General features: G+C 71.2%; 16 protein-coding genes. 10 read left to right on the top strand and 6 right to left on the bottom strand.

What is annotated here, in order from left to right; genetic code table 11:
* Window positions 1–59: 59 nt before the first annotated feature.
* Genes VFL28_06645 through VFL28_06625 form a run of 5 tightly spaced genes read left to right on the top strand, consistent with a single transcriptional unit; the run spans window position 60 to window position 6,394 of the window.
* A complete protein-coding gene (locus tag VFL28_06645; GenBank protein ID HET7264330.1) occupies window positions 60–932 on the top strand; it encodes a sulfurtransferase in 873 nt (290 codons plus the stop codon).
* Window positions 929–2,014, top strand: a complete 1,086-nt coding sequence (locus VFL28_06640) for a dipeptidase (GenBank protein HET7264329.1) — start codon at window positions 929–931, stop codon at window positions 2,012–2,014. The genes VFL28_06645 and VFL28_06640 overlap by 4 nt, the downstream gene beginning before the upstream one ends.
* A complete protein-coding gene (locus VFL28_06635) occupies window positions 2,011–3,846 on the top strand; it encodes a CocE/NonD family hydrolase (GenBank protein ID HET7264328.1) in 1,836 nt (611 codons plus the stop codon). The genes VFL28_06640 and VFL28_06635 overlap by 4 nt, the downstream gene beginning before the upstream one ends.
* A gap of 24 nt (window positions 3,847–3,870) precedes the next feature.
* On the top strand, window positions 3,871–5,382 hold the full coding sequence (locus tag VFL28_06630) for a M81 family metallopeptidase (GenBank protein ID HET7264327.1): 1,512 nt from the start codon (window positions 3,871–3,873) through the stop codon (window positions 5,380–5,382).
* Window positions 5,372–6,394 carry a D-2-hydroxyacid dehydrogenase family protein gene (locus tag VFL28_06625; protein ID HET7264326.1) on the top strand — a complete coding sequence of 341 codons (1,023 nt, stop codon included), beginning with the start codon at window positions 5,372–5,374 and terminating at the stop codon, window positions 6,392–6,394. Before VFL28_06630 ends, VFL28_06625 begins: the two co-directional genes overlap by 11 nt.
* A gap of 40 nt (window positions 6,395–6,434) precedes the next feature.
* Here the strand turns inward: VFL28_06625 and VFL28_06620 are convergent, their stop codons facing one another.
* The 6 genes from VFL28_06620 to VFL28_06595 form a co-directional block, all read right to left on the bottom strand.
* Window positions 6,435–7,361: a M14 family metallopeptidase gene (locus VFL28_06620; protein HET7264325.1), complete on the bottom strand. Its 927-nt coding sequence runs from the start codon at window positions 7,359–7,361 to the stop codon at window positions 6,435–6,437.
* A gap of 46 nt (window positions 7,362–7,407) precedes the next feature.
* A complete protein-coding gene (locus VFL28_06615) occupies window positions 7,408–8,229 on the bottom strand; it encodes an ABC transporter permease (GenBank protein ID HET7264324.1) in 822 nt (273 codons plus the stop codon).
* Between the two features lie 9 nt (window positions 8,230–8,238).
* Entirely contained in the window at window positions 8,239–9,222 is a 984-nt protein-coding gene (locus tag VFL28_06610; protein ID HET7264323.1) for an ABC transporter permease, read from the bottom strand.
* A gap of 89 nt (window positions 9,223–9,311) precedes the next feature.
* Window positions 9,312–10,868 carry an ABC transporter substrate-binding protein gene (locus VFL28_06605; protein HET7264322.1) on the bottom strand — a complete coding sequence of 519 codons (1,557 nt, stop codon included), beginning with the start codon at window positions 10,866–10,868 and terminating at the stop codon, window positions 9,312–9,314.
* Window positions 10,869–11,022: 154 nt separating this feature from the next.
* A complete protein-coding gene (locus tag VFL28_06600) occupies window positions 11,023–13,362 on the bottom strand; it encodes a xanthine dehydrogenase family protein molybdopterin-binding subunit (GenBank protein ID HET7264321.1) in 2,340 nt (779 codons plus the stop codon).
* A gap of 39 nt (window positions 13,363–13,401) precedes the next feature.
* Entirely contained in the window at window positions 13,402–15,099 is a 1,698-nt protein-coding gene (locus tag VFL28_06595) for an AMP-binding protein (protein ID HET7264320.1), read from the bottom strand.
* A gap of 163 nt (window positions 15,100–15,262) precedes the next feature.
* On the opposite strand from VFL28_06595, the gene VFL28_06590 reads away from it, so the two are divergent.
* The 5 genes from VFL28_06590 (at window position 15,263) to VFL28_06570 (ending at window position 23,191) form a co-directional block, all read left to right on the top strand.
* Complete coding sequence (locus tag VFL28_06590) at window positions 15,263–16,045, top strand: N-acyl homoserine lactonase family protein (GenBank protein HET7264319.1); 783 nt, start codon at window positions 15,263–15,265, stop codon at window positions 16,043–16,045.
* 151 nt (window positions 16,046–16,196) lie between these two features.
* Window positions 16,197–17,576 carry an MFS transporter gene (locus VFL28_06585; GenBank protein ID HET7264318.1) on the top strand — a complete coding sequence of 460 codons (1,380 nt, stop codon included), beginning with the start codon at window positions 16,197–16,199 and terminating at the stop codon, window positions 17,574–17,576.
* A gap of 145 nt (window positions 17,577–17,721) precedes the next feature.
* On the top strand, window positions 17,722–19,260 hold the full coding sequence (locus VFL28_06580) for a 4Fe-4S dicluster domain-containing protein (GenBank protein HET7264317.1): 1,539 nt from the start codon (window positions 17,722–17,724) through the stop codon (window positions 19,258–19,260).
* Window positions 19,257–22,217 carry a molybdopterin-dependent oxidoreductase gene (locus VFL28_06575; GenBank protein ID HET7264316.1) on the top strand — a complete coding sequence of 987 codons (2,961 nt, stop codon included), beginning with the start codon at window positions 19,257–19,259 and terminating at the stop codon, window positions 22,215–22,217. The genes VFL28_06580 and VFL28_06575 overlap by 4 nt, the downstream gene beginning before the upstream one ends.
* Window positions 22,214–23,191: a molecular chaperone TorD family protein gene (locus tag VFL28_06570; GenBank protein ID HET7264315.1), complete on the top strand. Its 978-nt coding sequence runs from the start codon at window positions 22,214–22,216 to the stop codon at window positions 23,189–23,191. Before VFL28_06575 ends, VFL28_06570 begins: the two co-directional genes overlap by 4 nt.

Raw genomic sequence — 23,191 nt, 5'->3', positions numbered from 1 at the left:
CCGCCCGCGCACGCCGCGGGCGGGACGCGGTGAATCCCGCGCCGAACCGACTACACATTATGACTCTGGCCAAGCGTCGCAATCTCGCCGACGTCCAATGGGTCGCCCGGCACCTCGACGACCCGGCCGTCGTCATCGTCGACTGCCGGTTCGATCTGGCGAAGCCCGAGGCCGGCCGCGCGGCTTATGCCGAGGCCCACATCCCGGGCGCGGCCTATCTCGATCTGGATCGGGATCTCACCGGGCCGCGACAGGTCCACGGGGGCCGGCACCCGCTGCCGGACTGGGACACGTTCTGCCGCACGCTCGGCGGACTCGGCATCGACGGGACTGTGACGGTCGTCGCCTACGACACGCCGCAGACCGCGGCGACGCCCGCCGCCCGGCTGTGGTGGATGCTGCGCTTCCTCGGACACGACCGGGTGCACGTACTCGACGGCGGATGGCCCGCGTGGATCGCGGCCCGCGAGCCCGTGAGCTCGGAACTGCCGCGGCGCGCCCCCCGGCGGTTCGCCCCCCGTCCGAGACCGGAGATGGCGGTGGACGTCGAGGGCGTACGCCGCCTCGTGGCGGAGGGCGGTGCCGCCATCGTCGACTCGCGCGCGCCGGAGCGCTACCGCGGTGAGGTCGAGCCGTTGGACCCCGTCGCGGGCCGCGTGCCGGGCGCCATCAACCTGCCGTGGGTGCAGGTGCTCGATGAGCAGGGCCGGCTCAGGCCGCGGGCCGCCCTGGCCGAGCGATTCGACGGGCTCCGCGGTCGGGAAGCCGTGGTGTACTGCGGCTCGGGCGTGACGGCGTGCGAGAATCTACTGGCGATGGACGAAGCCGGGATCGAAGACGCGCGCTTGTACCCCGGCAGCTGGAGCGACTGGTGCTCGTATCCCGAGAATCCCGCGGCGCGCGGCGCCGGCGAGAAGGAGCGGAACGGATGACCCCCCGCCAGCAGGACGGTCCGCCGATCTTCGACGGGCACAACGATACGGTGCTCAGCATGGTCAAGACGGGCCGGTCGTTCTTCGAGCGGTCGGAGAGCGGCCACATCGATCTGCCCCGCGCCCGCGAGGGCAACCTCGGCGGCGGCTTCTTTGCCGTGTACATTCCGGATCCGGCCCCGCCGGCGGAGGACGTTCGGTCCAAGTCGTCCACCCTCGAGTCCTCGATGAACCGCTACGCGGACGAGCGCACGTGGCCGGAGCCGATGTCGCTCGAGTACGCGGAGGCGCAGGCCGTCGACCTGCTCGGCCGCCTGCTGCATATCGCGAGCGCCTCCGACGGGCGGGTGGCTGTGGTGGGGACCGCCGCGGAGCTCCAGGCGTGTCTCGACCGGGGCACTTTCGCGATGCTGCTGCACTTCGAGGGGGCGGAGCCGCTCGATCCGGACGGCCGCGCGCTCGAGACGTTCTACGCCGCCGGAATCCGCTCGGTCGGCCTGACCCACAGCCGGCGCAACCGGTACGCGACCGGCGTGCCGTTCAAGTTCCCGAGCAGCCCGGACACCGGGCCGGGCCTCACGGACCTCGGCCGCGCGCTCGTCCGCCAGCTCAACGCGCGGCGGGTGATGATCGATCTCTCGCACATCAACGAGAAGGGGTTCTGGGACGTCGCGAAGATTTCGACCGCGCCGCTCGTCTGCACGCACTCGAACGCGCACGCGCTGTCGGCGAGCGCGCGCAACCTCACCGACAAGCAGATGGACGCGATCAGGGACTCCGGCGGTATCGCCGGCCTCAACTTCCACGTCGGCTTCCTGAGCGAGACCGGCGAGCGCTCGACCGACGTGCCGATCGCACGGATGGTCGATCACGTCGAGTACATGGCCGAGCGGATGGGTATCGACCACGTCGGGCTCGGCTCTGACTTCGACGGCGCGACGATGCCGGCCGAGTTGAAGGACGCCGCGGGGCTGCCGCGTCTCACGGCGGCGCTCCGGGCGCGCGGACACACCGACGCCGATCTCGCCAAGCTCGCGCACGGCAACTGGGTGCGCGTGCTGCGGCAGACCTGGGGCGCATGACGCCGCCGCCGTCGTTCGAGGCGGGCCCGCGGGCCACGCCGACCCACCCCGTGGCATGTGAGCGGCACGCCGGCATGCGGCTGTCCGACGGGACGCGTCTCATGGCGGACGTGTATCTGCCGGCGGGCGCCCCCGGACCGTGGCCGGCGATCCTCGAGCGCACGCCGTACAACAAGCTCGGCGCGGCGCTCGTCATGTCGGCGAAGTACTTCGCGAGCCACGGCTACGCCGTCGTGCTGCAGGACGTGCGTGGCCGGTTCGAATCGGAAGGCGAATTCTACCCCTTCGGCAACGAGGGCCCCGACGGCGTGGAGACGGTCGGCTGGGTGCGGGCGCAGCCGTGGTGCGACGGCCGCGTCGCGACGATCGGCCTGTCCTACTCGTCGTGCACGCAGACGAGCCTCGCGGCGCTCAACCCGCCGGGGCTCGCGGCGCAGTTTGTCAGCATGGGCTTCCACAACTACCACACCGCGTCGATGCGCCAGGGCGGCGCGCTCGAGGTGCGGTTCGCGACCTACGCGTTCATGATGGCCACCACCTCGCGCGAGGCGTTGGCCGACGCGGCGACGCGCGTGGCGATGAACCAGGCCTGGGGCGAGGTGCGTTCCTGGCTCGGCCGGCTCCCGCCGAAGGCGGGCCTTACGCCGCTCCGGCACGTGCCGTCGTACGAGCGGTGGCTGCTCGACATCTGGCAGCACGGCGATTACGACGAGTACTGGGCCGGCCGGCCCGGCTACTCGATCGAAGGCTTGTACGACCGGCACGCGGACGTGCCGGTCTACTTCTGCGGGGGGTGGTACGACTCGTACGCGCGCTCGACCGTGACCAACTACGTCGAACTGAGCCGGCGCAAGAAGAGCCCGGTGCGCATGGTGATGGGGCCGTGGATTCACGGCGGGGCCAACCTCGATCTGCCCCACTCCGGCGACGCGGAGTTCGGGCCGGACGCGCCGCTCGGCTACGACCGGTTTCGGCTCGGCTGGTTCGACGCGGTGCTGCGCGGCGCGAAGAACGGCCTGCTCGAGGAGCCGCCGGTGCAGATCTTCGTGATGGGCGGCGGCTCGGGCCGCAAGGTCCCGGGCTCCGGCAAACTCGACGTCGGGGGCCGGTGGCGCACGGAGCGCGAATGGCCGCCCGCGCGGACCGAGTACACGCCGTTCTACCTGCAGCCGGGCGGCGGATTGGCGCCGCAGGCGCCGCCCGCGGGGGCCGCGCCGTCGCGGTTCGTTTTCGATCCGGCGGATCCGGTGCCCACGATCGGTGGCAACATCTCCGTCGGCTACGACATCATGCCGGGCGGCGGCTTCGACCAGCGCGGCGGGCCGCACGTCTTCGGCGCGCGCGACCGCCTGCCGCTGTCGGCGCGGCGAGACGTCCTCGTCTTCTCCACGCCGCCGCTCGCGCGGGACGTCGAGGTGACCGGCGCCGTCGAGGTCCGCCTCTGGGCGGCGTCGTCGGCGGCCGACACCGACTTCACCGCGAAGCTGATCGACGTCTACCCGCCCAACGTCGATTATCCCGACGGCTACGAGCTCAACATCGGTGACTCCATCATCCGCGCGCGCTACCGCGACGACCGCGAGCACCCGGAGCCGCTCGAGGCCGGCCGGCCCTACGAGTTCACAATCACGCTCTATCCGACGAGCGTCGTCTTCAAGCGCGGGCACAACATCCGGCTGCAGGTCTCGTCGTCCAACTTCCCGCGGTTCGACGTGAACCCCAACACCGGCGGGCCGCTCGGGCTCGACCAGGCGTACCAGACCGCGACGCAGACCGTCTTTCACGAAGCCGCGCGGCCGTCGCGGGTGATCCTGCCGGTCGTTCCGGCGTAAGGCCCCGGGAGAGGTGTGACCGCTGTGCCGAAGATCGCGATCGGACGGATCTCGCACGAGACCAACACGTTTTCGCCGGTGCCGACGACGCTCGAGTCGTTTCAGGAAGGGGAGGGCATCCTCGAGGGGGACGCCCTCGTCCGCGAGCACACCGGCGCCAAGACGGGTCTCGGCGGCTTTCTGGAGGTCGCCGCCGGCGAACGCTGGCAGGTCGCGGGCACGCTGACCGCCGGCGCGACGCCGTCGGGCAACGTGCAGGCGGCGGCGCACACCGCGCTCCGCGACCGGCTTGTCGCGCGGCTGCGCGCGGCGGGCCCCGTCGACGGGGTGCTGCTCCACCTGCACGGCGCGATGTGCTCCGAGGGCGCCCCGGATGCGGAAGGCGACATCTGCCGGCACGTCCGCGCCGCGGTCGGTCCGGAAGTGCCGCTGATCGTCGAGCTCGACCTGCACGGCAACATGACGCCGCCGTTCTGCGAGAGCGTCGACGGCGTGTTCGTCTACCGGACGAACCCCCACGTCGACCCGTACGAGCGGGGGGCCGACGCGGCGCAGTGCCTCGCACGGATCCTGCGTGGTGAGCTGCCGCGTCCGAAGGTGTACATCGCCAAGCCGCCCATGCTGCCGCCCACGATCAACATGCGGACCGCGGAAGGGCCGATGCACGATCTCAACGTCGAGGGACGCGCGTGGGAGACAAAGCCCGACATCGTGGACGTCTCGGTGTTCGGCGGTTTCCCGTACGCGGACTTCGATCAGGCGGGTGCCGCGGTGCTCGTGACGGCGACGGACCCCGCGGCCGGGCGCGCGTGCGCCGCCGCGATGGGCCGGCGCGCGTGGAGCCTGAGGGAGGCGTTCCTGAAACCGCTGCCCGCGGTCTCCGACGCCGTGGCGCAGGCGCTGCGGCTCGTCGCGGCCCGTCCCGCCGGGCCGGTCGCGCTGGCCGACGTCGCCGACAATCCCGGCGGCGGCGGGACCGGCGATACGACCGAACTGCTCCGCGAGCTGGTGCGGTGCGGCGCGCAGGGCGCGGTCGCCTGCGTCTGGGATCCCGAGACGGCCCGGCGGGCGGCGGAGGTTGGGCTTGGGAAGGCGGGTACCTTCCGGGTCGGCGGCAAAGTGGCGCCGGCCGCGTACGGAGCGCCGGTCGAGGTAACGGGGCGCGTCGCGCACCTCGGCAGCGGCGAGTTCGTCGGCGCGGGCCCGGTGGTGCGCGGCCGCACGATGCGCTGCGGACCGACCGCGCAGATCGACGCCGGCGGCCTCAAGATCGTCGTGACCTCGGTCCGGCACGCGGCCAACGACCGCGGGTTCTTCCGCGTCGGCGGGGTGGACCCGGAGCGCGAGCCGCTGCTCGTGATCAAATCGCGCGGCCATTTCCGCGCGGACTTCGAGCCGATCACGAGCGCCATCATCGAGGTGGACGCCCCCGGCGCCGCCAACCCGAACCTCGAACGCTTCCGCTTCGCGCACGTCCGCCGGCCCATCTGGCCGCTCGACCGTGATCTCGCCTGGAGCGGCGCGCATGTCTTCTGACCGGCAGCGCGATGGCGGCGAGTTTCGCGTCGCGCTGCTCGACGACTACCAGGGAGTCGGGCTCGAGCTGGCCGACTGGGCGTCGCTCGGCCCGCGGGTGGCGGTCGAGGCGTTTCGCGACCACGTGCGCGACGAGGCTGCGCTGCTCCGGCGGCTCGCGCCCTTCGACGCGATCGTGGCGATGCGTGAGCGCACGCCGTTTCCCGAGCGGACGCTGGCCGGGCTGCGGCGCCTGCGCCTCCTGGTCACGACCGGCATGCGCAACGCGTCGATCGACGTCGAGGCGGCGACGCGCCTCGGGATCGTCGTCGCCGGGACCGACGGGCTCGCGCCGCCGACGGTGGAGCTAACGTGGGCGCTGATCCTCGCGGTCGTGCGGCGGATTCCGCAGGAGGACAGGGCGACGCGCGCGGGCCGCTGGCAGACGTCGCTGGGCTCGGGCCTCCACGGCAAGACGCTGGGCGTGATCGGCCTCGGCCGGCTCGGCTCCCAGGTCGCCGCGATCGGGCGCGCGTTTGGGATGCGGCTCCTCGGCTGGAGCCAGAACCTGACCCCCGAGCGCGCCGCGGAATGCGGCGCGGCGCGCGTTACGAAGGAAGCACTGCTCGAGCGGGCCGACGTCGTGACGATTCACTTGCAGCTCAGCCCCCGCACGAGGGGCCTCATCGGGGCCGCCGACTTCGCACGGATGAAGCCGACCGCGTATCTCGTCAACACGTCACGGGGCCCGATCGTCGATGAGGCGGCGCTGCTCGAGGTCCTACGGGCGGGGAAGATCGCGGGAGCGGCGCTCGACGTCTACGGTGAGGAACCGCTGCCGGCGGAGCATCCGTTCCTGGAGCTCGACAACCTCGTGCTCTCGCCGCACCTCGGCTATGTGACGTTCGAAAACTACGTGGTGTTCTATCAGGGCGCATGCGAGGACGTGGCGGCGCTTCTGCGCGGCGCGCCGGAGCGGGTCTTGAACCCGGCGGTGCTGACGTCGCCCCGGCTCAGGCGTTTCTCGACCTGACCGCCTGTCCCCGCCCCTCGCGCGCGCCGGGCAGATTCCGTTATTCCGCCGTGGATAGATCGCCGATCATGTAGCCGTAGTCGCCGGGATTGATGCGGCACGGCGTGAGCCTGAGGAGGACGGTGGCGCTGGGCTCGAAGGGCGCGCGGAAGACTTCGAGTTCGTCGAAGGTGTACGGACTCAGCGTGCGCCCGAGGACCGTCCCTTGGGGCAGGCTCGCGCCGAGCGCCGTGACCTCCGGAAGGAGCAGGCCACCGGCTCGGGGCCGCAGAGTGACCAGCGTGCGTAACACGGTCTGGCGGGGCGGGGACGCAGGCTCTCCCTCGAGCAGTCCGGCCGCGCGCATGACGTTCAGGATCCCCGCCACCCCGCGTTCCACGTACCGGCCCTGATCGACCGCCCCGCCCCCTAATTCGACGGTCACGGAAGGAACGCCCCGTTTCACCGTATACGAGGAAGAGGAGCCGTGATAGCCGTACCCCTGCGGCGGGCGAAACAAGATCGGCGAGCCGAACGCCCGCGACAGCGTCTCTGCGTTGGTGATGTACACGTAGTCCACCGTTGCGTACGCGCCGCCGGCGTGGAGGTCCACGTAGTAGTCGAGCTTGCTCAGAAACTCCGCGGTCAGCACCTCCGCCAACTGATGTGTGAAGAAGCCCTCGCCGCCGCCGGGAAAGACCCGGTTGAGGTTCTGCATGTCGAGCGGCGTGTGCCGGGTGATCGCCTCGTAGGCGAGCGGATTGGCGACCGGGACGACGAGCAGCCGGCCGCGCAGGGCCCCGGTATCGATCCGCTGCAGCAACCGGTAGATGATCTCCGTGGAGACCTGCTCGTCCCCGTGGATGCAGGCGGAAAGCCCGAGGGTCGGTCCCGCGCCCGCCCGGCCCGTCACTTCATGAATGGGTACCCTGATCTCCGCACCGCTGGCGAGCGTCGCCACTGCCGCCGGCAGATATCGCGTCGTCACCGACAAAGCCGTCCCCCCTTTTGTCCGCTCGTTGTTCCGTCTTCCCTCACCGTCCGCGCAGCCTCGGATCGGTGAGATCGCGCACGCCGTCCCCAAGCAGGTTGAACGCCAGCACCGTCGCCATGATCGCCACGCCGGGCACCACGGCCAGATGCGGCGCCTGCCGCATGTAGCGCATGCCGAGCGCGAGGGTCCACCCCCACGACGGCGCCGGCGGCTGCACGCCGAGTCCGAGGAAACTCAGCGTCGATTCGATCACGATCGCGCCCCCCATGCCGAGGGTGGCGATGACGATGACGGGCGCGACCACATTCGGCAGCACGTGGGCAAGGAGGATGCGGGCGTTGGAGAGTCCTATCGCCCTGGCGGCGAGTACGTACTCGGCATTCCGTGTGGCCATGACCGTCGCCCGCACCACCCGCGCGTAGGTGGTCCAGTACACCAGGCCGATGGCGATCATCGTATTCGCGGGGCTCGGTCCGAGGGCCGCGACCAGCGCGATTGCGAGCAGAATGACGGGAAAGGCGAGAAAGACATCAATGGCCCGGCCGATGAGCGTGTCGGTCCAGCCGCCGTAGTAGCCGGCCAGCAGTCCGGCGCACATCCCGATCGAGGACGCGATCGCCACGCCGAGCATCGCGACGAGCAGGGAGTACCGGGCCCCAAGCGCCATGCGCGCCCACATGTCGCGGCCGAAGGCGTCGGTGCCGAGCGGGTGCGTCCACGACGGCCCCTGGAGGCGGTCGCCCATCACCATCTGGAACGGGTCGTAAGGCGTGAGCCACGGCGCAAAGGCCGCGGCCAGCACGATCGCGAGCGCGAGAGTCCCGCCGACCGCCGCCGATCTGGACCGAAGCGCCTGCCTCACCGGTGCCCCTTAACCGTACCGAATCCGTGGATCGAGCCAGGCATACGCGACGTCGACGATCAGGTTGATGCACGCAAACACCACCGCGATCGCCAGCACTGTCCCCTGCACCACGGGGAAGTCACGTTGACCGATCGCGTTCACGAGCAACTGCCCGATCCCGGGCCACGCGAAGACGGTTTCCGTTACGACGGCTCCGCCGAGTAGCGCGCCCACCTGCAGTCCCACAATCGTAATCACCGGAAGCACCGCGGTGCGCAGCGCATGCCGGTAGATGACGACCCGGTCGGGGAGGCCTTTGGATCGGGCCGTGCGGACGTAATCGTGACCCAGGACTTCGAGCATCGCGGAGCGGACCATGCGGGCGATGAGCACCACGGCGCCGGCGCCCAACGTGACGGCCGGCATGACGAGGTGCCGGAGGCTGCCGCCCAGCGGCCGGCCGTCCCCTCGCAGGAGCGCCGCGACGGCCGCGCCCATGGGGTCACCGCGCCCAAAGGTAGGCAGCCACCGCAGCTCAAGCGCGAACAGCAGAATCAAGAGAATGCCGAGCCAAAACACCGGCATCGAGACGCCGATTTGGGCAGCCGCCATGCTGATGACATCGACCAGCGACCCGCGCCGGACCGCGCTCACCACCCCCACCGGGATTCCGACGGCGACCGCCAAGACCGCGGCCGCCACCGCCAGCTCCGCCGTGGCCGGCAGGTGGGCGCCGATCAGCGCGGTGACCTGCTGCCCTCCCTGGAAGTTGGACGTGCCAAGGTCGCCCTGGGCGGCCCGCCACAGATACTCGCCGAACTGTTCCCAGATCGGGCGGTCGAGGCGCATCGCGTGCCGGAGACGGGCGATGTCCTCGGATGTCGCCTGCTGGCCGAGAAAGACCGCCGCCGGATCGCCCGGGATCAGGTGCAGCAGGCCGAACACGAGCAGCGAAATGCCCGCAAGCACCGGCAGCATCTGAACGAGGCGGCGGACGATGTACCAGGCCATCGCGTGCGGCGTCCGGACCGTTTCGGCACGGACGATCTGCCGTCCGCGCGGTCAGCGCGTCACGGCCGGCCTGAACCGTTCACCTGGCGTCACGGCGCCGCGAGGACGGCGCCGCGGAGGGACTTGAGGCTCCCCGTCGGATTCGGCACGAATCCATGGAGCCGGCGGGTGTGGACGACGACGTATCCCTGGTAGAGCAGCACGTCGTAGGGCTGCTCCTGCGCCAAGATGGCCGCTGCCTCCTGATAGATCTTGGTTCTGGCCGCGCGGTCCAGAGTCGTCCGGCCCCGCTCCAGCAGCGCATCGACCTTTGGATTCGAATACCGTTCCCAGTTCTGGCTGCCATTCGAGACGAACTGGTTGTACAGCAGCCGGTCGGGGTCGACGAGGTAGAGCCATCCCAGCAGCGCAACCTGGTGTTTGGAGGCCTGGACACCGCCCGAGAACGTGGGCCATTCGGTCGTCGTAACCTTCACCTGGATGCCGTTGCGCTGCCACTCGTTCTGTAAGAACTCGACCGCCTGAACCCGGTTGGGGTCCTCGCTGTGGGTGCTCAGCACGATCGAGAGCGCGCGGCCGTCCTTCTGGTACACATCGCCGCGCAGCGTGAAGCCGGCCTCCTGGAGGAGCGCCCGCGCCCGCGCCGGGTCGTAGTCGGGCTGACGAACGCCGCGGCCGTAGGCCCAGGAGCCTGGCAGCAGAAGGGAGGTGGCGGGCTGATCCATCCCCTGGTAGATCTTGGACGCGATCGTCTTCCGGTCGGTCAGGTACGCGAGCGCTCGACGAACGCGCATGTCGTCGAGGGGCCACACGGACGTGTTCATGTTGAGGTACGTGATGCCGAGCCCCGTCATTTTAGTAACGCTGAGGTCGGCGGCCCGGCTAAGCGCCGGCAGGTCCTGTGGCGATAGGGGGGAGTGGATGAGGTCGAGATCCCCGGCCTGGACCGCGGCGGCCCGGGCGGTGTTGTCCGGGACGATGTCTAGGACGACGCCCCGCATCTTGGGCGCGCCGCCCCAGTAGCGCGGATTGGCATCTAGAACGATCTTCGACTGCCGGTCCCAGCTGACAAACATGAAGGGCCCTGTCCCCACGGGATGCGCCGCCAGCGACGCCGGGTCCCGCTCGGCGATGTGCTTGGGCACGATCCCGATGTCCAGATAGGAGAGCAGCGGCGCGTACGGCGTTTTCGTCGTCAACCGGACGGTATACGCATCCAGTTTCTCGACTGTGCTGATCGGCGTGTAGAGGGCGCGGTAGGGGGCTTTGGAATCCGGCGCCAGGATGCTCTCGAAAGTGTAAACGACGTCGTCGGCGGTAAAGGGCGTCCCGTCATGAAATGTGACGCCGTGCCGGAGACGAAACACCCACGTGGTGGGCGTTGGATTCTCCCACGAGACCGCGAGGCCGGGCTCCGGCGTGACCTTGTTGTCGAGGTACACGAGGCCGTCGTACACCAGTTCCACCAGGCGAAACGCCGACGTATCGCGGGCATACCGCGGATCCGCCGATCCGGCATCCACATCCAGTCCGACCCGAACCAGGGCCGCCGCGGGGCCTCCGGTGGCGCGGTCCGTTGTTCCGAGGAACGCCGCGAGCAGGCTGACGGTGATCATCACGAGCATCGTCCGACAAGGGCGGCGCATGCATACCTCCCGTGGTGCGCGGATTGCAGCAGGGGTTCGCGGCGCGAATGCCCGCCCCCTCGGGCGGGTTACGGGCAGGGCTTCCGCGGCGCGCTGCTGCTGATGCCGGGGCGACGCGCGAGCCACGCGCTCCCCCGGGGCTGTCGCGGCGGTCCTACCGCACGCGCGAGGCGCCCGCGTCCGGCGCGCGCCGCTTCGCAGCCGACGCGAGAGCGGACACGACGCGCTGCGGCGTAATCGGCAGGCTGTCGACCCTGGCGCCGGTGGCATCGGCGATTCCGTTCGCGATCGCGGCGGAGACCGGAACGACCGGCGGCTCCCCGACGCCCTTCGCGCCGAAGGGGCCGCGCGGCGACGGCACCTCGACGAGCTGGACGTCGACGGGCGGCACGTCGGTCGATCGCGGCAGGGCGTAGTCCGCGAAGGTGCCGGTGGTCAGCGTCCCGCCTTCGTCGTACACCACCTGCTCGAGGAGCGCCCAGCCGATCCCCTGGGCGACCCCGCCGTGGATCTGGCCGCGCACGAGCGCCGGGTTGATCGCCTTGCCCACGTCCTGCGCGACCGCGTAGCCGGTGACCCGGACGCGCCCGGAGTCCGGATCGACGTCGACCGCGGCGACGTGCGCGCCGAACGCGGGCGAGCGCGTGGTGATCGCCTCGGACGCGGTCCCGAAGACCGGCGCGTGCTGCGCGCCGAAGCCCGACGTCATCTTGATGACGTCCGCCAGGGCCACCGCGCGCGACGGCACGCCGCGCACCCGCACCGTGCCGTCGACGATGTCGAGGTCGGCCGCGGACGCTTCCAACCGCTTCGCGGCGAGCGCGAGGATCTGCCGCCTGGCGTCGGCCGCGGCCTTCTCGACCGCCGAACCGACCGTATAGATAATCTTGCTGCCGCCGGACATGCCGGACTGCGGCGCGCCGTCGCTGTCTTCGGGGACGAGCCGCACTTGCTGCATCGGCACGCCCAACGTCTCGGCGGCGATCTGCACGAGCGAGGTGGAGCTGCCGCTGATGTCGACCGATCCGACGACGACGTGGATCGTGCCGTCGGGGTTCGGGCGGATGCAGGCGCTCGCCGCTTCGAGCCCGCCGAGCCAGCCGCCCACCGCGACCCCCGTGCCGGCCGGCGTGCCGTCCGCGGCGCGCGCCCCAGCGCCGCCGCCGCGGTGCGGCCGCTCCCGCCAGAGCCGGCTCTCGCGTACGGCGACCAGTGATTCACGCAGTCCGATCCGCGGCCACGCCCCGCCGTCGGGCATCGGATCGCCTTCCTGCGAGACGTTGCGGACGCGCAGTTCGAGCGGATCCTGCTCCAGCGCCGCCGCGAGTTCGTCCACCAGGCACTCGATCGCGAACGCGGCCTGCACGGAGCCCGGCGCCCGGTAGGCTCCCTGCGGCGGAGTGTTCGTGAGGACCTCGCGGCCGCGGATGTCGAGGTTGGCGACGCGATACGCGCCGCCCATCAACAGTCCGCAGATCGTCACCGGGGCGCCCGGCAGGGCGCCCGCGTCGAACAGCAGGCGCGCCTGCAGCGCGCGGAACTCGCCGTCGCGCGAGGCGCCCAGCGCCACTTCGAGGATCGACTGCGGCGCCGGCGTCGCGGTTTGAAACTCCTCCGCCCGGGTCAGCACGAGCCGTACCGGACGCCCCACGACCATCGCGAGGGCGCCGGCGATCGGCTCGAGAAGCAAGATCTTGCCGCCGAAGCCGCCGCCGACCGGCATCGGCACGATCCGCACGGACGACTCCGGCAGTCCCAACACGCCGGCAGTTTGCTCGCGCGTGTAGAAGAGGCCCTGAGTGGGCGTCCACACGGTTAGCCGGTGGGCCGTGCGGTCGTAATCGGCGATCGCGGCGTGCGGCTCGATGTAGGCTTGATGCACGACGGCGGTGCGGAACGTCCGCCGCACGACGACGGCGGAGTCGCGCAGGCCCCGCTCGATGTCGCCGCGCGCGAACTTCACCCGGCTTGCCACGTTGCCGGCCGGCTTTTCCTCGTCCTCCTGCGCGGCGGCCGCGGCGCCGTGCGCGCCCGCCTCCGAGCTCGCGCCCTGCAGCCCCGGCTGGACGAGCGGCGCCGAGCGGTCGGCGGCCGCCACCGGGTCGATGAGCGCGGGCAGCGCGTCGTACTCGATCGCGGCGGCCAGCCGGGCCGCCGCGTCCGCGGCGGCGGCGTCCGATTCCGCGACGATCGCGGCCACCGGCTCGCCCGGGAACCGCGCCTCTCCGCGCGCCAGCAGACAGCGGCCGCGCGCGTTCGGCGCGTCTTCGCCGAACGGCAGATCGGCCGCGGTCAGCACCGCGACCACGCCGGGCACGCCTTTCGCGGCATCCACCGGAATCTTCCGGATCTTCGCATGCGCATGCGGGCTGAGGACGAGCCGCGCGTGCAGCAGGCCCCGGAGGTCCTGGTCGGCCGTGAACACCGCGCGCCCGGTCAACTTCTCCCGCGCGTCGATGCGGGCCGGAGATTGGCCTACGATCGTCAAAGCCACAATGTCACCTCGGGAAGGACGTCTCGGGGAAGACGCCGGCTACCGGACCGATTCTCGTCCTTTCGGGGCGGTCCCTTGCGCGGGCTCGCCCCGCGCCGCCGCCTCGCGCGCACGCAGCACGTAGCGCTGCATCTTGCCGGTTGTCGTCAGCGGCAGCTCGGCGACGAACTCGATGAGGCGCGGGTAGGCGTGGAACCCGATGCGGGTCTTGACCCATTCCTGCAGGTCGGACACGAGGTCCGCGGACGGCTCGCGGCCCGGGGCGAGGCAGACGAAGGCCTTCACGCTGTGGCCGCGCTCGGGATCGGGGACGCCGATCACGGCCGCGAGGGCCACGGCGGGGTGGCGCAGCAGGCACTCCTCGACTTCGCCCGGGCCGATCCGGTAGGCGCCGCTCTTGATGAGGTCGTCCTTGCGCGCCGTGAACCAGAGGTAGCCGTCCGCGTCGCGCGCGGCGAGGTCGCCCATGAGCGCCCAGTCTCCGCGGAACTTCCGCGCCGTCGCCTCCGGGTCGTTCCAGTAGCCGAGAAACATCACCGGGTCCGGCCGCCGGACCGCGACCTCCCCAACCTCGTCCGTGCGGGCCGGGGCGCCGGACTCGTCCAGCACCTCGACCCGGTGGCCGGGATACGGCGTACCGATGCTGCCCGGCTTGACCGGCTGGGCGGCGCCGCAGTTGCCGGTGACGAGGTTCATCTCGGTCTGGCCGTAGAACTCGTTGATCGTCACCCCGAGATGCTCGCGCCCCCACGCGACCAGCTCCTCGCCGACCGGCTCGCCGGCGCTGCAGACCGACCGCAGGCGCAGGCCCGCGGCGCGCCGCGCCGCCGGCACCTGGCGCATCAGCTTGAGCGCGGTGGGGAAGATGAACGTGTTCCGGATGGCGTACCGCTCGAGCAGCCAGAAGGCGCGCTCCGGATCGAACCGCGTCTGCCGGTAGGCGACGACCGGCAGGCCGTAGTGCCATCCCGCGAGCAGCACGTTGAACAGGCCGCCGATCCACGCCCAGTCCGCCGGCGACCAGAGCCGGTCGCCCGGTTGGGGCGCGAGATCGTGGAACAGGCAGAACGCCGGCAGGTGGCCGATCAGCGCGCGGTGGGGCAGCACCGCGCCCTTCGGCTGGCCGGTGGTCCCCGACGTGTAGAGAATGCCCGCGGGATCGTCCGCGCGCGTCGCGTGCGGCGTGAGGCGGTCGGAGCCCCCTTCTTCGAGCGCCGCCGCGTCGAGCGCGCCGGGGATCGCCCGGGCCTCGGCGTCGGCGGCGATGACGGACGCGAGATCCGGCAGCCGGTCTCGAATCCGGGCGAAGCGCGGCGCCGCCTGCGCGTCCAGCACCACCGCGCGGGCGCCGGAATCCCGCAGCCGGTACTCGAGCGCGTCCTCACCGAAGAGCGTCGCGAGCGGCACCGCGACCGCGCCCAGCTTGTATACCGCGAGATGGGCGAGGGCGGTCTCGGGACGCTGCGACATCACGACCGCGACGCGGTCGCCGGGCCCGATGCCGAGCGCCGCGAGCGCGTTGGCCCACCGGTTCGAGCGGTCGCGCAGTTCGGCGAACGTGTAGGACCGCGGCGGGTCGCCGCTCGCGTCGACGAGCGCGATCCGGTCGCGGTCGCCGGCCCACTTGTCGCAGACGTCCGCCGCGATGTTGTACGCGGCCGGCACGGTCCAGTGGAACGCGGCCCGCAGTTCAGGCATCGGCCGGCGATCGAAGTGGACGAGCGTGCGAGGCTCCATCGCCGACCGACTTCTACGGCACGGGCGGCATCGCCTCGCGACCGGCGCGGCACGCGGCCGACGGGAGCGCGGCGCGAGCGCGTGGAAGACATCCGCGCCGCAGCACCGCGCACCGACGCGATGACGCGCACCATTTCTTGAAGGAAGGGAAGTGACAGTATCGATGCCCGCAACCTATGAAATCCTGGCGCTCAGCCCCGGGGCGAGGGAGGTCGATTGGTCGACACGTCTCTACCTGCATCCGGCCGGGACGGGCATGACGACGTCCGCGTACTTCCTGTGGCTGCTTCGGGGACCGGGGTCGCCCGTGCTCGTCGATACCGGCTTTACGCCGCGCCTGGCCGCGCTGAAGGGTCTGCCCGCCGAGGCGATCCCGCGGACCCGTTACCAGCTGCTGGAGGCCGTCGGCGTGTCCGCCGACTCGATCGAGACCGTGATCCTCACGCACCTGCACTGGGACCATTTCGATCTCGAGGACTGGCTGCCGCGGGCGACGTTCTGGGTGCAGCGGCGCGAACTGGAGTTCTGGACCGGCGGCGGCGGCCGGGACCCGTGGGTCCGCCGCTTCATCAGCGACTGCTTCACCGCGGATCTCGACGCGCTGCGCAGCAGCGGGCGGCTCCGCACGATTGAGGGGAACGCTCAACCGGCGGAGGGGATCCGGCTGGAGTGGGTCGGCGGCCATTCGCCGGGCATGCAGATCGTGGTGGTGGAGACCGCGACGGGGCCGTTCGTGATCGCGAACGACGCCCTGACGACCTACCGGAACCTCACGGACTGGGCCCCCCCGGCGATCCATATCAACAGCATCCCGGAATGCATGGACGCGATGGCGCGCATCCGGGACCTCGTCAAAGGGGACGAAAGGCGTCTTTGCCCCGGCCACGACGGGGAGGTGTACCGGCGTTTCCCGGAGACCGCCCCCGGCGTCTACCGCCTGGCGTAGCCCCCGGAGATGGCTGCGTAATGGGGGAGGGAATTGTAACAACCCGGCGAATCGCTCAGGCCACATCAGCCGAACCTGCGCGTCACCGCGCGATGGGGTCGTCGCGCCCGCTGCACTGACTCTAACGTCAGAAAAACGGAAGAGGTGGCGAATGTCGGCACAGGTAGGCGCAATGTCACGGGGCGGCGCCAAGCCGCTCAGCCTCATGCAAATCATCCTCGCGTCATCGGCAGGAACCGTTATTGAGTGGTACGACTTCTATATTTACGCCAGCCTTGCGGTATTCTTTGGCGCCCTGTTTTTCCCGAAAGAGAACCCCACGGCTCAGCTTCTTTCCACGCTGGCCGTCTGGGGGGCCGGCTTCGTCGTCCGGCCCTTCGGCGCGGTCGTGTTCGGGCGAATCGGCGACCTGGTCGGCCGGAAATACGCGTTCCTCGTGACACTGAGCGTCATGGGCCTCGCGACGACGCTGACCGGCCTCGTGCCGACGTACGCGTCGATCGGCATTCTGGCGCCGACGCTGCTGGTGTTGTTCCGGCTGATGCAAGGCCTCGCGCTCGGCGGGGAGTACGGCGGCGCGGCCACCTACATCGCCGAGCACGCGCCGGACGAAAAGCGCGGCTACTACACCGCGTGGATTCAGACGACCGCGACGGTCGGACTGTTGGTGTCGCTGCTCGTCGTGCTCGTGTGCCGGCTGTCGTTCGGCGACGCGGCGTTCAAAGCGTGGGGCTGGCGGGTGCCCTTCCTCGTCTCGGCGCTGCTGCTGATCGTCGCCATGTACATCCGCGTGCGGCTCGCGGAGGCTCCTCTGTTCGCGCGCCTCAAGGACCAAGGCAAGTCGTCGCAGCACCCGCTCAAGGAGAGCCTCGGCAGCGGCAAGAACTGGAGGATGATTATTCTCGCGCTCCTCGGGGCGACGTCCGGCCAGGCCACGGTCTGGTATACCAGCCAGTTCGTCGCGCTGCTGTTCCTGCAGACGCAGGTGTTCCCGAAGACGGACTTCGTCTCACCCCCGATCGTGGTGGCGATCGCGCTCGCGATCGGGACGCCGTTCTTCCTGGTCTTCGGCTCTTTGTCGGATCGGATCGGCCGCAAGAAGGTGATCATGGCCGGCCTCCTGCTCGCCGCCGTGACGTACATTCCGATCTACCACGCGATGAAGGCGAACGCCGGCAACCTGCCGGTGCTCGTGCTGCTCGTGCTGATTCAGGTCCTGTACGTGACCCTGGTGTACGGACCGATCGCGGCGTTCCTGGTCGAGTACTTCCCGGCCCGCATCCGGTACACGTCGATGTCCGTGCCGTATCACATGGGGAACGGCTGGTTCGGCGGCTTGACCCCAATCATCGGGGCGTCGATCGCGGCTGCCACCCACAACATCTACGCGATCCTGTGGTGGCCGATTGCGACCGCGCTGTTCTCGTTTGTCGTCGGCGGGCTGTTCCTGCCCGAGACCAACCAGACGAAGATCTGGGACGAGGTCGGCGGCCAGCCCGCGGGGGCCCTCGCGGGAGGCGGCGGCGAGTAGCCGCGATCCCGGCAGTCACGTTCTTCGGTCGTCGATAGCATACCGGGCCGGCGCGCTGCGCGCGCCGGCCCGGATCTTTTGTGCCGTCAGATCGGAGACGTCGACGCTGCAGGCCGCGTCTTCGGCACCGGCGAATTCAAGTACGGTGAAGTGGGCCAAGGTCATCGACCACACCCGGTGCATCGGGTGCCACGCCTGTACCACCGCCTGCAAATCCGAGAACGACGTTCCGCTCGGCGTCACGCGTACCTACGTGAAGTACGTCGACGCCGGCGTCTTTCCGGACGCGCGCCGCGCCTTCCAGGTCACCCGCTGCAACCAGTGCGACGACGCCCCGTGCGTCGCGCCGTGCCCGACCTCCGCGATGTACCGGCGGCCGGACGGCATCGTCGACTTCGACAAGTCGGTGTGCATCGGGTGCAAGGCGTGCATCGCGGCGTGCCCCTACGACGCGATCTTCATCAACCCCGACGACCACGCCGCGGAGAAGTGTAACTTCTGCGCGCACCGCCTCGACGTCGGGCTCGAACCCGCCTGCGTCGTCGTCTGCCCGACCGAGGCGATCCTGGTCGGCGACCTCGAGGATCCGTCGTCGAAAGTCGCGCGGATCGTCCGGACCGATCCGGTCCGGGTGCGCAAGCCGGAGAAGGCCACGCTGCCCAAGCTGTACTACAAGGGGGCGGGGGACGCCACGCTCGATCCGCTCGCGGCGCGGCGGCCGGACGGCGGGCTGTTCATGTGGAGCGAGCAGCACAGCGGCCACGGCGGCGTGACGTCGGGCGCGCCGGAAGGGTGGGCCTCGTCCCAGGCCGCGGCGCTTCTGAGCTACGACACGCCGCACCAAGTGCCGTGGGGCTGGCGCGTGAGCCTGTACACCTGGACGAAGAGCATCGCCTCCGGCGCCTACCTCGTCGCGGTGCTGCTTCTCGCATCGGGCGCGCTCCGCGCGGCGAGCCCGCTGTGGCGGTGGGGCGCGCCGCTGCTCGCCGCGGTGTTCCTCGCCGTCACCGGCGTGCTGCTGATCGCCGACCTCAAGCATCCCGAGCGGTTCTATCTCATCTTCACCCGGCCGCAGTGGAAGAGCTGGCTCGTGCGCGGCGCGTTTCTCATCGCGGCGTACGGCCTCGTGCTCGCGCTCGATCTCCTCGCCGGGATCGCGGGATCGTCTCCGCTCCAGACGGCGCTCGCCGTGCCCGGCTTCGCCGCGGGCGCGCTCACCGCGATCTACACCGCTTACCTCTTTTCACAGGCGCGCGCCCGCGATCTGTGGGAGAGCCCGTGGCTCGCCCCGCACCTGGGCGTGCAGGCGCTGCTCGCGGGGGCGGCCGCGCTCTTGCCCTGCGCCGGCCGGCTCGATCCCGCGCTGTTGCGGCCGCTCGCCGCGGTCATGGCCGCGGCCGGGCTCGCGCATCTCGGACTGGTCTGGGTCGAGGCGGGCGGCCGCCGGGAGACCGCGCACGCGTGCCTCGCGGTGCACGAAATGACGGGCGGCCGGCACGGCCGGATCTTCTGGCCGGGGGCCGCGCTGAGCGCCCTCGGCGTCCTCGCGGCCGCCGCGGTCGGGGCGGGCGGCGCGGTGCCGGGTCTGCAAAACGGCGCCCTCGCGGCGGCGCTGGCGCTCGCGGGCCTCCTGGCGTACGAACACGCCTACGTGCAGGCGGGACAGGCGGTGCCGCTGGCATGAAGACGGACGATCTCGGCCGCCGCGTCAGCGCGGCGCGCGACGCGGCGGAGCAGCGCGGCGAGACCTTCTATCCCGGGCCGAGCCGCGTCCATCTCGCGGCTTTCCCGCCGAAGGAGCGCTGGGACGATTGGGTCGAGCTCGACACCCACGCGTGGCCGCGGCGGGTCGAGAAGCGGTACATGCTCGTGCCGACGACCTGCTTCAACTGCGAGTCGGCGTGCGGGCTGCTCGCCTACGTGGACCGCGAGACCGTCCAGGTCCGGAAGTTCGAGGGCAACCCCGAGCACCCGGGCTCGCGCGGGCGCAACTGTGCGAAGGGCCCCGCCACGCTGAACCAGGTCACCGACCCGGACCGCATCCTCTTTCCGCTCAAGCGGGCCGGTGCGCGCGGCGAAGGCGCCTGGGTGCGCGTCGGCTGGGACGAGGCGCTCGACGACATCGCGTCGCGCATTCGCGCCGCGATCGCCGCGGGCCGGCACAACGAGGTGATGTACCACGTCGGCCGGCCGGGCGAAGACGGATTCACCGAGCGCGTGCTCGCCGCGTGGGGCGTCGACGGCCACAACACGCACACCAACATCTGCTCGAGCGGCGGACGGACCGGCTACCACTACTGGCTGGGCTTCGACCGTCCGAGCCCCGACCACGCCAACGCCAAGGTCATCCTGCTCATCAGCAGCCACCTCGAGGCGGGCCACTACTTCAACCCGCACGCGCAGCGCGTGATCGAGGCGAAGCAGGCCGGCGCGAAGCTGATCGTCATGGACACGCGGCTTTCCAACACGGCGACGCACGCGGACTACTGGATCGCGCCACGGCCCGGCTCGGAGGCCGCGATTCTGCTGGCGATCGCCCGCCACCTCATCGCGGAGCGGCGGTACGACCGCGAGTTCGTGCGGCGCTGGTGGAACTGGCGCGAGTACCTCGCCGCCGAGCACCCGGATCGGCCCGACACGTTCGAGACGTTCGAAGCAGTCCTCGGCGCCGTCTACGCCCGGTACACCTTCGAGTACGCGGAGGCCGAGTCGGGCGTGGCGGCCGCCACGCTTCGCGAGATCGCGGATACCGTCGCCGGCGCCGGGACGCGCCTCGCGACCCACACGTGGCGGAGCGCCGCCGCCGGCAACCTCGGCGGCTGGCAGGTGGCGCGCACGCTGTTCTTCCTGAACGCCCTGCTCGGCGCGGTGGCGACGCCGGGCGGCACCTACCCGAACGCCTGGAACAAGTTCGTGCCGAAGCCGATCTACGTTCCGTCTCACCCGAAAGCCTGGAACGAACTGACGTGGCCGCGTGAGTACCCGCTTGCGGTCAACGAGATGTCGTTCCTGCTGCCGCACTTGCTGCGCGAGGGCCGCGGTCGCGTACAAGTGTACTTCACGCGCGTCTACAATCCGGTTTGGACCAACCCGGACGGCTTCTCCTGGATCGAGGCGCTGACCGACGAGCGGCTCTTCGGGCTGCACGTCGCGCTGACGCCGACGTGGAGCGAGACCGCCTACTTCGCCGACTACGTTCTGCCGATGGGCCACGGCTCGGAGCGCCACGACCTCCACTCCTACGAGCAGTACGACGGCCAGTGGATCGGTTTCCGCCAGCCCGTGCTGCGCGCGGCGCGGGAGCGCCTCGGCGAGCGCGTCACCGACACGCGCCAGGTCAACCCCGGCGAGGTGTGGGAGGAGAACGAATTCTGGATCGAGCTGTCGTGGCGCGTCGACCCGGACGGATCGCTCGGGATCCGCAAATATTTCGAGTCCCAGACGCGGCCGGGCGAGAAGCTCGGCATCGACGAGTACTACGCGTATATCTTCGAGCACTCGGTGCCCGGCCTGCCCGAGCGCGCGGCCGCGGAGGGCTGCACGCCGCTCGAGTACATGCGGCGGTACGGCGCGTTCGAGATCAGGCGCGGCGTCGGACCGCTGTACGACCAGCCGGTTCCCGCCGCCGAACTCGACGATACGCGCGTCGACCGGTTCGGCCGCGCGTACACACGCGGGCCGGCGCCGGCGAACCCCAACGTGGTCCCGCAGGGCCTTCCGGATCCGGACCCGGAGGGCCGCCGCCCGGTCGGCGTGGAGATCGACGGCACGATCCGGCGCGGGTTCCCCACGCCGTCCGGCCGGCTCGAGTTCTATTCGTCGACAATGGCGCGGTGGGGCTGGCCGGAGATGGCGCTGCCCGCCTACGCGCGGAGCCACGTGCATCCGGAGTGCCTCGCGCCGGACCAGATGCCGCTCATCTCGACGTTCCGCCTGCCGGTGCAGGTCCACACGCGCAGCGCGAACGCGAAGTGGCTCGACGAGATCGCGCACACGAACCCGCTGTGGGTGCATGCCTCGGACGCGGCGCGGATCGGCGTCCGCACCGGTGACCTCGTGCGCGTGGAAACCGAGATCGGCTACTTCGTGGTCAAGGCGTGGGTCACCGAAGGCATTCGACCCGGTGTCGTGGCGTGCAGCCATCACATGGGCCGCTGGAAGATCGACCGCCCCACGGGCACGGAGACCGGCCAGCGCCAGTTGATGGCGGCGGTGTCCCTCGACCGGGAGCCGGCCGACGGCGGCGGGAGCCGGTGGAGGATGCGGCGCCGCGCGGGGGCCGGCCCGTACGCGTCAACGGACCGGGATACCCTGAGGATCTGGTGGACGGATGTGGGCGTGCACCAGAACTTGACGTTTCCGGTGCACCCGGACCCAATCTCCGGCCAGCACTGCTGGCACGTGGCCGTCCGCGTCCGGCGCGCGTCGCCGGGAGACCGCTACGGCGACATCGCGGTAGACACCCGGCAATCCGCCGCCGTCTTCCGCGAGTGGCTGGCCCTCGCGCGGCCGGCGGACCGCCACTCGCCGGACGGCACGCGCCGTCCGCACTGGCTGATGCGTCCGCTCCGTCCCGGGAAGGACGCCTACCGGCTGCCTTCGGGGACGCCGCCCGCGGACCCGGCGCGCGCGGGGCGGTGAGTATCGGCTCGGCCGCGTCCACGGCCGGCGGAGGCGCCGGCACGCCGCGCGCGGAGGCCTTCCGCGCGCTCGGCGTGCTCTGCGAGCCGCCCGCCCCCGGTCACGCGCGGGTGTGCGAGGCGCTCGGTCTTCCGGGCGTGCCGGGGGCCGCGGAGTTCACGGACCTCTTCGTCCTGCACCTCTATCCCTACGCGTCGGTGTACCTCGGGGCAGATGGGATGCTCGGCGGCGAGGCGCGCGACCGCGTCGCCGGCTTCTGGCGCGCCCTTCATCTCGCGCCGCCGCCGGAACCGGACCACCTGGCCGCGTTGCTCGGGTTGTACGCGAGCCTGCTCGAGCGAGAGGACGACGAGCGCGAGCCGGCCCGCCGGTTGTTGCGGGGCCGAGCCCGGGCCGCCCTGCTGCACGAGCATCTCGTCTCGTGGTTGCCGCCGTACCTCGACCGGGTCGAGGCGCTCGCGCCGCGGGCGTACCGCGCGTGGGCCGAACTGCTTCGCGCCGCGCTCGCGGAGGAGGCCGCCCGGACCGGAGAGGCAGTAGACTCCCCGGCCGAGGCTCGGGCGGCCGCGCTGTCTGCGCATCTGCGCGCCGCGCCGCCGCTGCCGGATCCGCGGCTCGAAGGATCGCGCGGTTTCGTCGCCGGACTGCTCGCGCCCGTCCGCTGCGGGGTCATCCTCACGCGCGCCGATCTCGCCCGCGCGGCCCGCGATCTCGGCCTCGGCCTTCGCGTCGGCGAGCGCAGGTTCGCGCTCGCCGCGCTTCTGTCGCAGGCGCCGGAGGCCGTCCTCGGGTGGCTCAGCGGCGAGGCCCGCGCGGCCTCGGCGCGCCATGCCGCGCACGCGGATGTGATGGGGGCCGCGGCGAGATTCTGGTCGGATCGGGCGGCGGGCGCGGCGCATCTCCTCAGCGACCTCCGCGCGTCCGCGGCCGCCGCCGTGGAAGGTGACGCCTGCGCTCCCGCCGCCGGCAGCTGA

This window comes from bacterium, assembly GCA_035691305.1.
In the GTDB taxonomy this organism is placed as follows: domain Bacteria; phylum Sysuimicrobiota; class Sysuimicrobiia; order Sysuimicrobiales; family Segetimicrobiaceae; genus DASSJF01.
This window is presented reverse-complemented; position numbering and strand designations above follow the sequence as displayed.

Bases quoted from the DNA above. Each gene is read 5' to 3' on its own strand.
- VFL28_06645 (HET7264330.1), top strand. From the start codon at position 60: ATGACTCTGGCCAAGCGTCGCAATCTCGCCGACGTCCAATGGGTCGCC.
- VFL28_06640 (HET7264329.1), top strand. From the start codon at position 929: ATGACCCCCCGCCAGCAGGACGGTCCGCCGATCTTCGACGGGCACAAC.
- VFL28_06635 (HET7264328.1), top strand. From the start codon at position 2,011: ATGACGCCGCCGCCGTCGTTCGAGGCGGGCCCGCGGGCCACGCCGACC.
- VFL28_06625 (HET7264326.1), top strand. From the start codon at position 5,372: ATGTCTTCTGACCGGCAGCGCGATGGCGGCGAGTTTCGCGTCGCGCTG.
- VFL28_06610 (HET7264323.1), bottom strand. From the start codon at position 9,222: ATGGCCTGGTACATCGTCCGCCGCCTCGTTCAGATGCTGCCGGTGCTT.
- VFL28_06605 (HET7264322.1), bottom strand. From the start codon at position 10,868: ATGCGCCGCCCTTGTCGGACGATGCTCGTGATGATCACCGTCAGCCTG.
- VFL28_06595 (HET7264320.1), bottom strand. From the start codon at position 15,099: ATGGAGCCTCGCACGCTCGTCCACTTCGATCGCCGGCCGATGCCTGAA.
- VFL28_06590 (HET7264319.1), top strand. From the start codon at position 15,263: ATGCCCGCAACCTATGAAATCCTGGCGCTCAGCCCCGGGGCGAGGGAG.
- VFL28_06585 (HET7264318.1), top strand. From the start codon at position 16,197: ATGTCGGCACAGGTAGGCGCAATGTCACGGGGCGGCGCCAAGCCGCTC.
- VFL28_06575 (HET7264316.1), top strand. From the start codon at position 19,257: ATGAAGACGGACGATCTCGGCCGCCGCGTCAGCGCGGCGCGCGACGCG.